Genomic DNA, 13,263 nt, shown 5'->3' on the forward strand with positions numbered 1-13,263 from the left:
TCAGTTCTCTATCTGGACTTACCAATCTGATTCACCTTGACCTCGGAGACAATCCCATACCACAGCAAACTTGTCCAGTCAGTTCCCCAGATGTTTGCGAGTTCTGACCCTAATTTAGTAGTGTTTACCGCGATTGTTGCTATTACCGCCTTGTCTACTATCTGTGTCTTAAATACTTAATCGAAAGGTTATAGGCAGGCACATTTTTTCATGGTGAAAAGTATACCAAAAAATTATGCGATCGCACTCAGGTGCATCAATGGAATGAACGGAACCGTAAACGCTTCCAACCAGCACCAGTGAAAGATTGGATTTTTGAACCATATTGTTAATTAATAAAGTTACGCATTCTTAGGGTAGGGGCGACCCGCTTCCACAAAACAATAACTCTGTCCATTCAATTTGATCGGGTCGCCCTTTACTCAATTACGATAAATTTAAGGATTCAGGATGATGGTTAAATCGAGGATAAAGCCAGGTAACACGTCTTCACCTGAAACTGTGGGCGGTTCATCAACATTCGTTTTTTCATACGTTCGTTAATGTGCCAATTTCCTGGAAGATTGGCATCAGTAAATCCACATCCAGTAAAAATACAGTAATCGCTTCTTTATCCTGAGGAATGACGGCGACATGACTGGCAACTTCTAGAGTATCGGCTCGACGATAGGATTCGGGTAGTAAACGAATGGCTGATAAGGGTATTTCCATTAAAATTGGTGTGTCCGTTACCGGAATTCCATATAAGTCCCCTGTCGTGTTTCTAACCACAATTAAATACCCGCCCGCGCTGGATTCCTGAATCGGGCTTTGCTTGAAAAATCGCCAATACAAGTCTACAACCGTTACTTCGCGATCGCCTAAATGAGCAACGCCGACATGATTCAGTCCACTACTGTAGATTGGCGTGTGATCCACGACTTTATAAACTGACTCAATGCGTAACGCCAGATGCAGGTTCCCCATGCTGAATACAATGAATTTTATAGATGGAATAACCTGTCTAGATTGGGATAAATCAGTATCGTTGGGTTGAAATTGAGTAACTAATGTTGTCATTTGTCATTTGTCCTTTGTCAAAACACTGATTTCACAGATTCATTGGCGAAATTGGGGTGGGGAAGTGAGAGGTTAGTTACACTGATTACACAGAGATTTGGCTCCCTCAGCTTCCCCGTTTACCCCATCAAGATCAAGAGGGTTGCAATTGTGGCTGTTTTGACTTATCCTGAGTCAAAATTTGTTCGATCGCACCCAAAAATTCTTGTTCCAGATAGGGTTTGGTGAAATACGCATTTGCGCCTAAATGCCGTGCTAACCAGCGATGTTTATCGTTACTGCGGGAGGTTAACATCACCACAGGAACCTTTGAGATTTGGGGATCTTGACGACGTTGACCGAGAAATTCAAACCCGTTCATGTTGGGCATTTCAATGTCACAAACGACTAAATCAATCGCTGAAGTTTGACGTAATTGTTCCAGCGCTTCTCGTCCATCTCTGGCTTGCAATACCCGACAGCCGGATCGTTCTAAGGTGAGGGCGAGGGTTCGCCGTAATGCTACGGCGTCATCTACGACTAATACAGTGGGGGCTTTCGCGGTTTGCGCTTTATCATTCGTGTGAGCAGTACGAGACTCGCTTATGCTCACAAGAGTGCGGTTGCTGGATGTGATCGCGATCGACTGACTACTTTGACCCAAAAGCTGATCCATTAACACAGCGCCGTCAATCACGGGGATTAAACTGCCGTCCCCTAAGATAGTACAACCGTAAGTAAAACTAGGAGGCGCGATCGCACTGCCAAAGGGTTTAATTACTAACTCCTGTTCTGTAACCAGGCGATCAATTTCTAGGGCGAGAACATATTGATCTTGACGCAAAACCAGCATCGGTAACGACCAATCTGTCGGTGATGGAACCGAAACCAACGCCTGACTGGGACAGGTTTCGGGTAAGGGACAAGCATAGTCCAATAAATCCGTTAACCGATAGGTGGGGACAATTTGACCGCGCCAGCGTAAAAATCGCTGTTCTCCGGTGGTTCTCACCTGATTGCCTTTGGGAATGACAATTTCTTCTACACTGTCTGAGGGTAAAGCTAACGCAGTGGAACCAACGAAACAGACGAGTAATTTACCAATGGTTAGGGTTAACGGTAGCCGTAAGGTAAACGTTGTCCCCACGCCAGGGGATGAATGAACCGAAACCGTCCCTTTTAAGGAACGCATCTGCGATCGCACCACATCCAATCCTACCCCTCGCCCCGACAGTTCACTCACCTGTTCTGCTGTAGAAAATCCGGGTTCAAACAGGAATTCAAATAATCGATTCGGCGTTAATGTCGTTAGTTGTTGCGGTAACACCAATCCCATATCAACCGCCTGTTGACCAATCCGTTTAATATTCAATCCTTGACCATCATCTTTGACCTCTATAATGGTTTGACTACCTTGGTGATAGGCGCGAATTTCAATTTGCCCGACTTCCGATTTCCCCTGCTGACGCCTCACCTCTGGCGATTCAATTCCATGATCAAATGCATTGCGAAGTAAATGCATTAGCGGATCATAGAGTTTTTCTAACGCCGCTTTATCTACCAGAACATTCGTCCCATTCAGTTTCAAATTAACCGATTTTTCATACCGAGTAGACAAATCTCGGATCACACGCGGATAACGGTTAAGAACCTCACCCAAGGGCAACATCCGCGCCCACATCAACTCATCCCGTAAACTGGTCAGCATTTGCCGTTGCTGTTCCAAGGTTTGATCCGATTGCTTGGCAAATAGGGCGACATCATCCACCGATTCTTCTACCTGCACCATATCTTCAATCAGTTGTTGCAGTCGAGAATTGAGGATACTATAGTTATCCAATTCCAGGGAATCAAACTCTTCGGTGCGGCTGACAAATTCCGTCAGTTGATTCAGCAGGGCGATGTTGATCTGGGGGTTATAACGTTCCGGTGAAATCAGCATTTTGTCCGAGAGTTCCCGCAAATGATTCACCATGCTTTGCACGCGGCTAAATCGTTCTAATAACTCTCGCACAGATCGTTGCAGTTGCTGGTGTTGCAGGGATAACCCATTCCGGTTAATCGCTAACTCACCCACCAGGTTATTCATGCGTTCTAAGCGTTCCGAGTCAACCCGCACTGATAGGTGAGGCGTCGCTGCTTCTTGGTTAGATTTAGAACGTTTCGGCGATACCGATTGATGTTCTTGGTTCTCGGATGTGGGTTGGGCAGATGGATGAGTAGCAGAGAGTTCACTCGAACCCGGTTTTGAGGGAACCAGACTATGAGAGGTGACGGCGGGAGTTGCATCATCACTCGCCGCAGGTGTAGGCAAATCTTCAACTTCCGGCAATTCCTCATACACTTGTCCAATGGATGCGATCGCGTCTTCCAGGGTTTCTGGTGCAGGTATACTTAGACTCGATGCCGACGCTGCCGTTAATTCCTCTTCTGGTTCTGTTTCTGGTTCTACTTCTACTTCTACTTCTTCTTCTACTTCCTGACTGGTGTCGGCTTCTACCTCCCCAAAAACATCCTCCAACGAGGGAACCCCCTCTTCTAGATCGGCTAAAAGCGGTTCAGTATCGGTATCCAAAGTCTGACTCCCCTCCCCTTTGAGGGGAGGGGCTGGGGGAGGGGTCTCAATACTACCCGGATAAGCTTTAAATTTAAATTCTGCTTCCCCAGCTTCCCCTGCTTCCCCAGCTTCCCCAGCTTCTTTATCCCTTACAGGAGGGGTTTCATCAACCATACCTGCTAACGCCATCAACTCAGGCGATGGTGTACCGCCTTGAGTGCGATCGCCATTTAACACCGCCAGTCTACCTGCATCAAAATCAGCCAGGGCAAGTTGAGTAATCTCTAACGCCTTGTCTGGGTGGGCATTTAGCGCCGTAATTGCCGTGTTCGCGATCGCGCCAAATCCGGGTAGATTTAAAAGTTCGGCAAACCCTGCAAATACATCCGCTTGCGCCCGTAATTCTCCGGCTACTGGATGATGATCTGGATCTGCCACAACTTGAGACAGTAATTCCAATCCTTGTTCTACATCCACTTCAAAGATGGATAATGCCATATCCACCCCTAATTCTGATGAACTGGGGATAAAATTATCTGCTTGAGTTAACGCATCGCCTAACCGGGTTTCAATTTGAGCAAAAATCGGTTCAGCAATCGCTAAGGCTTGCTCTTGATCAAACTGATTGGTGGCAATTTGCTCCATCAACGGCAAACGCAAACAGTCATACGCTTGTAGCAATTGACTCTCTAAGTCTGTATCAATTTCAACGGTTTCGTTGTAGAGTGCCTTGAAAATATTTTCCAGGCGATGAGAAATAGTCTTAATTGCCTCCAATTCTACACTCGCTGAACCTCCTTTTAAGGAATGAGCCGCTCGCATAATTCCATGTACATTTGCCGTGCTACGATCCTGGCGTAAGTTGAGCAGCCCTGCTTCAATATTTTGTAAGAGTTCCGGTGCTTCTTCAATAAAGAATTGATAGGCTTGATCGCGAATATCGGGGTTAAGTGCCATTTGTCATTCGTCCTTTGTCTTATGTCATTCGTCATTTGTCATTTGTCTTATGTCATTTGTCTCCTGTCGGGGCGCAAGGCTTGCGCCCGATTTAACCCTAAAATCTCGTCCCCAATTTTGAGTGTGTTCCGCCAGTAAGCTTTTGTCTTACCTATTCCCTAAAAATAAAGGGCGACCAAATCCTCTGTAGGGGCGGGTTTTACTACTATCTTTTCGATTGCACCTTGATGTGAATAAACCCGCCCTGTTTCTGGAGTTGTTGATTGATGCTATCGGTTCGCCCCTACACAATGAACCCAAGCGGTTAATGAAACAAATCAACAAATGACCAATGACTGATAGTTACTTCAACTTAAACTGACCCACGTCAGCTTGTAGGGCTTGTGCCACTTTTCGCAGTTGTTCAAAGGAAGATGAAACAAACCCAGCTTCTTCTGAGGTTCGGGCAGCAATTTGCGCCACATTCGTCATCGTTTGGGTCACATCTTCAGAGGCTTTGGATTGGACAACCGTGGCTTCGGCAATCGCTTCAACCAATTGGTTAATCTGGTTAGAAGCTGTGGCAATTTTGTTCAGAGAGGCACGAGTTTCATCCACTAATTTTGTACCCGTAACCACCTGTTCTGTACCTGCTTCCATCGCTGCAACCACTTCATTCGTTTCCCCTTGAATCGCCGCCACCAGTTTTTCAATTTCTGCTGTCGCTTCTGCTGATTGCCGCGCCAAGGCACGGACTTCGTCCGCAACCACCGCAAACCCTCGTCCTTCTTCTCCAGCGCGGGCTGCCTCAATGGAAGCGTTCAGCGCTAGCAGGTTGGTTTGGGCGGCAAAGGTGCTAATCAGGTTAACAACCGTGGAAATCTTTTGTGACGATTCCCCTAAGTGTTTGACTTTTTTCGCTGTTTCTGCTACCGTTTCCCGGATAGCTAGAATCCCTTCAACCGTCCGGTTCATGTTGTTGTCACCTTCTGCCACTGTCTGAGAGGCTTCACGCACCGCCAATTCTGCTTGTTCAGCGTGAGAGGCAACCATGCGTACTGTTTCTGCCATTTCTTGGGCGCGGCTGAGGGCGTTGGAAATTTGCTCGGCTTGGCGCAAGGCTTCGTGGGATAGGGATTGAACGGCAACTTCGTTGGTGCTTGTGGTTGTCGCCACCTGGGTGGCGGCGTCTTGCACCTGTTCAACAATCTTGCGTAAGTTTCCTACCGTGGCGTTGTACGAGTCAGCGACTGTACCAATTTCATCAGCAGTTACTCGCGCCCGAATGGTTAAGTCACCTTTACTGATTGGGTCTACTTCCTTCAGGAGTTCTAAAGCGCGTTTTTGTAAGCCTTCTTTCAACTCCCGTTGTTCTTGCGCCAGTTTGTCGGTAGTTTCTAGAAGCATTACTCGGTCAATTACCAGTCCAATCTGACCCCCTAACTGTTTGAAGAAGTTGACTTCTGCGGTTTGCCATTCACGAGGAACCGAACATTGGTGCGCCATGATCAAAGCAAAAGGTTGACCTTCATGGAGAATCGGCACTTCTAAGTTGGCTTTGACACCCAAACGTGCCATTAACTTCTGTTGTTCAGGGACAAGATCTGCTTCAAAGACATGATTGGTGGCGACAACACGGGCTTCTTTATACGTCTGGCGTCGTTCCTCAGACAGAGTGAGTTCTTCCATCTTGTCATTCAGGCTACGGGGCCAACCCATTGCCACCGATTCAGCCGCCACATAGCTGCTACCATCGGGGTTAAATTGGAAGATCATCACTCGTTCAGCCTTAAGGATTTTACGGGTTTCCTCAACCGCTTTCTGAAACAGATCCCGGATTTCCTGGGATTTCAAGGTGCGAGAACCTGTAATATCTGCCAGTAAACGGGCTTGTTCGGCAGCAAGTTCTTGTTCTTGAATAAATACCTCTAACTGACCCGCCATATCGTTAATGTTTGCACCCAGAGTCGCCAGTTCGTCATCCCCTTTAACCTGCAAGCGAGTATCCAAGTCACCTTGACCAATTTTTGACACCGCACCGGCTGCATCCACAATCGGTCGAGTAGCGTTCCCAGCCACGAACGTCGCAACTGCACCTACCATTAAGGCAGCACCACCTGTCCCTAATCCCAATGTCCAGAGCATATTCCGTTGCGGTGCAAATGCCACCTCAGTGGGACGGACAATAATCAGCGACCAGTGTAGGTTATACAGTTTAGCTAAGTCTTCTGTGGGAGAGTAAGTAATAACGTCTTCCCGTCCAGTTCGCTGTTCAACAATGGTCAAGATTTCTTCCTGGTTTTGTTGAACTTGACTATACGTCTTGGGAAACTTTTCCTCAAATGTTTGACCCACATCATTAGGATCGTCTGCAGCCACCACGTTACCTGACGAATCAATCAGGTGAAATTCTTGTTGTCGGTCTTGGGTTACACCGAAAATTTTATTCACTCGTTCCATCGGCTCACGGGTGCGGATAATACCAATGGTTTTACCTGTCACTGAATCCTTAATCGGTGCAGTTACATACAGACCGTACCTGTTAGTCGTTTCAGAGAGCCGTGGTTCCGTGATGTAGATCTGATCCGTTCTCAATACTTCTTGAAAATAATCTCGGTCAGAGTGATTTTCGAGAATTTCTCCAGAGTCCGATTGAACAATAACGTTACCCTGGAGGTCAAACACACCAATACTGTCGTAACTGTCGTACAGTTTCTCATAGGCATTGAGCAGACGTTCCTTTTCTTCCTTGGGTGTAATCTTAGCAAGTTCAGCATTATTCAACACCGGAAGTTCTGCCATGACTTGAATGTCACTGTAGCGTTCTGCCATGAACGCATCTAATTTGTCTTCCAAGTCAAGCGTGTTCGTTTGTTCGTTACTCACCACTTGGTCATACATCCCGCCACTGGCTGTGAAGTAGGCAGTCGCCCCCACCGCTAACACGGGTAATGTTCCAATGGCTAGGGCTAAACCAATCGCTTTACTTCGCAGACTAGACAGCAACCCGCGACGGTTTGATCGCGGTTCTGGCGCTTTTCCCATTGCCTCAAGTGACGACAATTTGGGTAGAGATTGATCAGCAGTTCCAGGCGTTCGATAGGGCATCGATGGGGGATAGTCACTGGAATAGGTTTGAGCCTCAACGGGGAGATTCTGCGAGTAGGAACCGCGACCATTGGTATCGTGATGGGAATTCGGTTTGGGAGAAAGTCTAGTCATGAATCGAACCTCTTTAATACAAAATACGGAGGAGTTGACAAATTGCTCAAAACTGGACTTATGAGAATTCACTTCCTACGGTTTGCCACCGTGCCTATTTCCATTGGCAGGGCTTCTACGATAGGATATGAAATCTGATAAGCCTTTTGGCGGAAAATCTAACTGCCACTAAATGCTAGGCAGTCCTATTCAATAATCGGTCGTGTAAGTTCAGTAAACTGAAACAACAATGAATTAATCGTGGAAAGGTAGAACACCCTGATTTGAACTTGATGAGTTAGATCGAAAACAGGGAAAACTAAACACTTGATCAGGGCGGGTTTAGTCGCATCGGGGTGAAAAAGCTAAGGGAATAGTGAAACCCGCCCCTACAGACTAAAATTGTACATCTCTACAAAATGGGATAAGCGAAAATTCATTGAGATTACCTATTGCCTCATACCTGTTGTCTTACCCCTTAAACAGATTGCTTGGGCATCGATGCAATAATCGCGTTTCCATCAATAATCACTAGCATTTCACCATTATTTTTCAACCAGTAGCCGCGCAAGAATGGCACCAGTTCTGGAGTCACACTAGCGGAGGGAGGAGATTGAATCCAATCGGCATTACACCATTCAATATCTTCGACTCGGTTTACCACCAGTCCTAACATTTCGCTGTTGGCTTGGGTGGAGGTTGACGATTTGGTTTTGGCTTGTAGAACAACCGCTGTATACGCTGAACCACTAGCGGCTTGTTGATACCAGGGTGTAAGTCCGACTAAATGACCTAAATCAACCATCCATAAGACTTCACCCCGCCAATTGTAAGCCCCCATTACCCAAGCTGGCATTTGGAAAATCGGGACAATTTGACCTCTAGGAATCGTCAATACTTCAGTCAGGTGATGAATGGGTAATAAAGCGGTGGTATCGGGTAACAAATGAAACCGTAAAAACTGTTCATTTGCTTGGGTAGAAGAACCCGACAATTGTGCTTGGGTTGGGGTAGTGGGTAAGGAAAGATTTGAGCTGAGTAAAACGTTGGACATTGATATTCTCTACAACTTAGGTAGTGTGAGTATCTGGCTCACGTACTTCTCCAGACGAGAAAGATAGTTACGCTTGGCGTAGGCTTTTCCGATGCACCCCTGTTGCTAAAATGAGATACTCCTACTTTCTCTCGTTGATCAGGTTCTAATCAACTGTTTCACTGTGCGTAAAAGTTCTGCCTGATCAATCGGTTTACCAATGTAGGCATCGGCACCTTGTTTCATCCCCCAAAATTTATCCATTTCGCCACTTTTGGTTGAGCAAATAACCACAGGGATGCTTTTGGTACTAGCCGCATCTTTAATATCCCGGCAAACCTCGAATCCACTCCGACCGGGTAAAACAACATCCAGCAAAATTACATCAGGTTTTTGGCTACTAAGTTTGGCAAGTGCTTCTTCACCACTGTCAGCCGTTAGCACCTTAATTCCTTCTTCCTGTAAGCAGCGCGTGATGATTTGCAAATCAGTTAAGCAATCTTCAACGACTAAAGCAGTCCCCATAGTATTGACCTCATGAAAAAATGAATGGGATTGGGTCAGTCTAGATTAATCATTAGATTTGGGATTGTGTTTCGATACATCTCAAGGTTGATTTAAAATCAATCCAGTAATGACTAATCTAGACTGAATGGACATTAAGCCTATCGCAGCGTCAATTGTTTGACGGTACGCAGCAACTCATCTTGATCAACGGGTTTAGCGAGATAAGCATCAGCGCCTTGTTTCATGCCCCAAAATTTATCCATCTCGCCACTTTTGGTCGAGCAAATCACAATCGGAATTTTGCGGGTATCAGCAGCAGCTTTTAAATCGCGACAGACTTCAAACCCGCTGAGACCCGGAAGTACAACGTCGAGAACAATAACATCAGGTTTGTGGTTATTCAGTTTTTCTATGGCGGCTTCACCACTGTCAGCCGTCAATACATTGATACCTCCTTGCTGTAGACAATTAATGATAATTTGCATATCGGTGGCAGAATCTTCAACAACTAGGACAGTTCCCATGATATTTACCTCACGTAAAATAAGAATGGATGGTTTTGATTGAATTTCCGTTGTTAGTCAGTGATTTTCACCTAAAACCACTGACTAATGACCAACAACACCCTGCTTAAGATGCTGGCTAATCACATTAAGTACAATTCCCGCATCAATGGGTTTATTCAAGAAATCGGATGCGCCCACTAATTTGGCTCGAACGCGATCAACAATGCCATCTTTTCCGGTCAAAATCACAATCGGCGTAGTTTGGAATGCTTGCAATTTGCGTAATTTGGCGCAAATCTCATAGCCATTAGTATTCGGCATCACCAAATCGAGAAAGATTAAATCGGGTTTACGAGAAATCAAAAGCGCGATCGCCCGTAAGCCATCGTCAATCACTAGCGATCGATAACCACTGGCGCTGAGTAGTTTTTCCATGGTGTGGCACACTAAGGGACTGTCATCCACACAAGCAATCAGTGGCTGGGTGGATTGTGTGGTGGCGGGTGGATTTTCTGAACTCTCTTGCTTGACGGGACTCGGTAAATCAGGGATAGAAATCAACTCCACTAATCCCCAGCGAATATAAGGCAACAGAGAACGAGTCACTTGCAAGACATCCCGCTTCATCTGCACCGCCACATCCCGCAACGTATGTTTCCCGTCTAAAAGTTTGCTCAGCAGGTGGTAAACCGCCTCTGACGTGCGGGCTTCCAAGGCTTTGGGTTGTCTAATCACCGGAGCCAGGTTGGGAGAATAGTCCGCCACTACATCGTGATGCCAAGCCTGCCATAACTTATCAGTCTGTGCGATCGCCTTTTCTACATCAATGACCGGAAGTTGGGTGGATAACGTATTATCTTGTTTAATTTGGTAAGTGGTTTGCTGGGCGTGGGCGATATCAAACAAAACTTCCGTAATCACTGATTGAATCAGGTTCTTCGTCTGTTCATGCGTGATCTTCTGTTGCTTTACCCATAAACTCAACAGGTAATATTGCCAAGAAATTTGACAATTCGCTTGATTGAATTGGCTTAAATCACGCTGTATGGTTAGTCGATCTAACGTTAACTGAGGACTGTGGGCGGCTATGTTTCTCAGGTACCGTCTCACTGGATGAGTGCCACCCGTGGCATACATCAGATGACCGTCGCATAGAAAAAACAACCATTTTTGCTTGTCGGGACTCGTTAGTATCAGATGACCGCTAAACCGAATCCGTTTTAATGTTTTAATGAATTGGACTTGTTTAGATGCGGTAAACAAGCTAAAAGAAACATTCGGCTGGGTTGATTTAACGGTCATTACGACACCATGTTTTGACGAATTAGACGAATTAACGGATATAAGACTGTTTCATCACACCCTGTTCAGTCTTTCTACTTCTCCTGATTCATTTCTATTCAATTAATAGCACTGTAAATAGGTTGTTGTGGGTAAATAACTCAGAGTTTTATCAAAACTTTTTTCCTTTATCAATAGAGGAAAATTGTCATACGTCATTTCTTTTGTATTACATTGGAGTATTTACTTCAGGAGTGAAATAATAATAAACAGGTTTATCACTAAAATAAATGAATTAACCCTAAGAATGTATCGTATGAAAACGTATTACGGTTTTGCTCAAATAGCTTAAAAAGAAAGAAAAATGGCAAAATTCAAATGTAAAGTTTTGTCTAGTGTATGACAGCCTTTTTAAAGATTCGATGAAGCAATGAAACCAATCCTGACGAACCAATCACCTTGGCGTTTAATCCCTCCTCTGTGTCTTCCCGGACAGCTTCAGATGGCAATTGACCAATGGCTTCTGGAAAAGTTTGTAGGAGCGGGTTTTACCGATAACGTTCTGTCGATGTCTGATAACTTGACTAAACCCGCCCTAGAGGTGCAGGGAGACGGAGGTGCAGGGGAGAGTTTGCCGCCATCCTGTACTAGGAGTTCTCCAGTGCTGCGGTTTTACACCTGGGAATCTGCGACAATTTCCCTAGGATATCATCAACGTCGTTGGTCTCCGGCTTGGCAAACCCTGACTTGGAAGGGAAAACCCATTCCCTTAGTCAGGCGTCCCACCGGAGGACGCGCTGTGTTGCACCAAGGTGATTTAACGTATATGGTGGTAACCTCAGGACTCAGTAATAAGCGCCTCGAGGCATATCAGCAGATTTGTGAATTTTTGATTCAGGGATGGCGATCGCTCGGTGTCGATTTGCACTATGGTAAGGCGGGACGAGAGTATCGCCACAATCCCAATTGTTTTGCCATGGCTACGGGTGCCGATTTGGTCACAACTGAGGGGTATAAACTGATTGGCAGCGCTCAGTTACGACGTGGCGACGCTATATTACAACATGGTTCGATGCGTTTAGAGCCAGATGCTCAGTTATTTACTCAAGTGTTTGGCGAACCATCTCCTGTCAATTTACCTCTGACTCAGCGAGGGGATGATTTAAGGCAAACAGTGATCGAAGCACTAACCCAAGCCGCCGCCGATTGTTTTGGTGTGGAGTTTGTTGTACAGCCGTTATCCGATCAGGAATGGCAAGAAATTTTAGCGGTACGGGGGTGTGGGGTGTAGGGTGTCGGGTGTCGGGTGTCCTTACTTTTCACGGGATCTGGAAAACCTCTCTCCAAACCTCTCTCCTGCAAGGAGAGAGGCTTTAAATTCTCCCCCTTCCGTGCAAAAAAAAGCGAAGCATCCTTATCAACAAATGACAAATGACGAATCATAGAGACTGGCAGCAATTTGCCTTACTTTTAATTGATGTGCAACAGGATTTCTGGAATCCGGAACTTGAGCAAGCGTTTCCAGATTTCCCGTCAAATATTGCTCGTTTGCTCCGCTTCTGTCGTCAAGAGGGACTCGAGGTGGTTCATCTGCGGGAAGTTTTTAATCCTGATGGTTCAGATTGGTTACCGCGATATCGGTTGCGGGGACGTGCGGTTTGTGTGCGAGGAACGCCGGGAGCCGATGTGTTAAGTGTGGCGGCGGCGCAATCTGGAGAAATGGTTATGGAAAAGCAAACTCAAGATGGGTTCCATCATCCTCCGTTGCTGGATTATCTGCGTTCTCAGGGAAAAAAATACATCCTGACGGCGGGATTGGTGACATCGGTTTGTGTCCTGTTAACCGCCGCTTCTGCTTCTCAGTTGGGGTTCTTGGTTACCGTGATTTCTGATTGCTGTGCGGATTATCCCGAAGCTCACGCGATCGCACTCCGTCGTTACCGAGGCTTTATGCTTGAGTTCGCCTGTCTCGACGAACTTCCACAACGGTGGGGAGAGTGGGTTGCCCAAATTGAGCGGTTAGGTTGACGCTGAGCGGAGTCGAAGCGTCAATTTTTCCCTACACCCCACACCCTACACCCTACACCCTACACCCTACACCCTACACCCTACACCCTACACCCTACACCCTACACCCTACACCCTACACCCTACACCCTACACCCTACACCCTACACCCTACACCCTACACCCTACACCCTACA

10 protein-coding genes are annotated in these 13,263 nt (G+C 46.2%); 3 read left to right on the forward strand and 7 right to left on the reverse strand.

Features of this window, described 5'->3' with window-relative positions:
• Window positions 1–528: 528 nt before the first annotated feature.
• The 7 genes from RIG66_RS22365 to RIG66_RS22395 form a co-directional block, all read right to left on the reverse strand.
• Complete coding sequence (locus RIG66_RS22365; RefSeq protein WP_446380928.1) at window positions 529–1,059, reverse strand: chemotaxis protein CheW; 531 nt, start codon at window positions 1,057–1,059, stop codon at window positions 529–531.
• Window positions 1,060–1,192: 133 nt separating this feature from the next.
• Complete coding sequence (locus RIG66_RS22370) at window positions 1,193–4,552, reverse strand: response regulator (protein WP_446380929.1); 3,360 nt, start codon at window positions 4,550–4,552, stop codon at window positions 1,193–1,195.
• A gap of 342 nt (window positions 4,553–4,894) precedes the next feature.
• Window positions 4,895–7,753: a methyl-accepting chemotaxis protein gene (locus RIG66_RS22375; protein WP_446380930.1), complete on the reverse strand. Its 2,859-nt coding sequence runs from the start codon at window positions 7,751–7,753 to the stop codon at window positions 4,895–4,897.
• Between the two features lie 457 nt (window positions 7,754–8,210).
• On the reverse strand, window positions 8,211–8,786 hold the full coding sequence (locus RIG66_RS22380; RefSeq protein ID WP_446380931.1) for a chemotaxis protein CheW: 576 nt from the start codon (window positions 8,784–8,786) through the stop codon (window positions 8,211–8,213).
• A 138-nt stretch (window positions 8,787–8,924) separates the two neighbouring features.
• A complete protein-coding gene (locus tag RIG66_RS22385; protein ID WP_446380932.1) occupies window positions 8,925–9,290 on the reverse strand; it encodes a response regulator transcription factor in 366 nt (121 codons plus the stop codon).
• Between the two features lie 140 nt (window positions 9,291–9,430).
• Window positions 9,431–9,796 (reverse strand): response regulator transcription factor, encoded by a 366-nt coding sequence (locus RIG66_RS22390; protein WP_446380933.1) that lies wholly within the window; start codon window positions 9,794–9,796, stop codon window positions 9,431–9,433.
• Between the two features lie 84 nt (window positions 9,797–9,880).
• On the reverse strand, window positions 9,881–11,080 hold the full coding sequence (locus tag RIG66_RS22395) for a response regulator (protein ID WP_446380934.1): 1,200 nt from the start codon (window positions 11,078–11,080) through the stop codon (window positions 9,881–9,883).
• Between the two features lie 409 nt (window positions 11,081–11,489).
• On the opposite strand from RIG66_RS22395, the gene RIG66_RS22400 reads away from it, so the two are divergent.
• The 3 genes from RIG66_RS22400 to RIG66_RS22410 form a co-directional block, all read left to right on the forward strand.
• A complete protein-coding gene (locus tag RIG66_RS22400; RefSeq protein WP_446380935.1) occupies window positions 11,490–12,350 on the forward strand; it encodes a lipoyl protein ligase domain-containing protein in 861 nt (286 codons plus the stop codon).
• A gap of 140 nt (window positions 12,351–12,490) precedes the next feature.
• Window positions 12,491–13,087, forward strand: coding sequence for a cysteine hydrolase family protein (locus tag RIG66_RS22405; RefSeq protein ID WP_446380936.1), 597 nt, complete (start codon window positions 12,491–12,493; stop codon window positions 13,085–13,087).
• The coding region (locus RIG66_RS22410; RefSeq protein ID WP_446380937.1) for a hypothetical protein at window positions 13,084–13,263 on the forward strand (180 nt) is incomplete at its 3' end. The genes RIG66_RS22405 and RIG66_RS22410, both read left to right, overlap by 4 nt.

It is taken from the genome of Coleofasciculus sp. E2-BRE-01 (assembly GCF_040221695.1).
In the GTDB taxonomy this organism is placed as follows: domain Bacteria; phylum Cyanobacteriota; class Cyanobacteriia; order Cyanobacteriales; family Coleofasciculaceae; genus Coleofasciculus.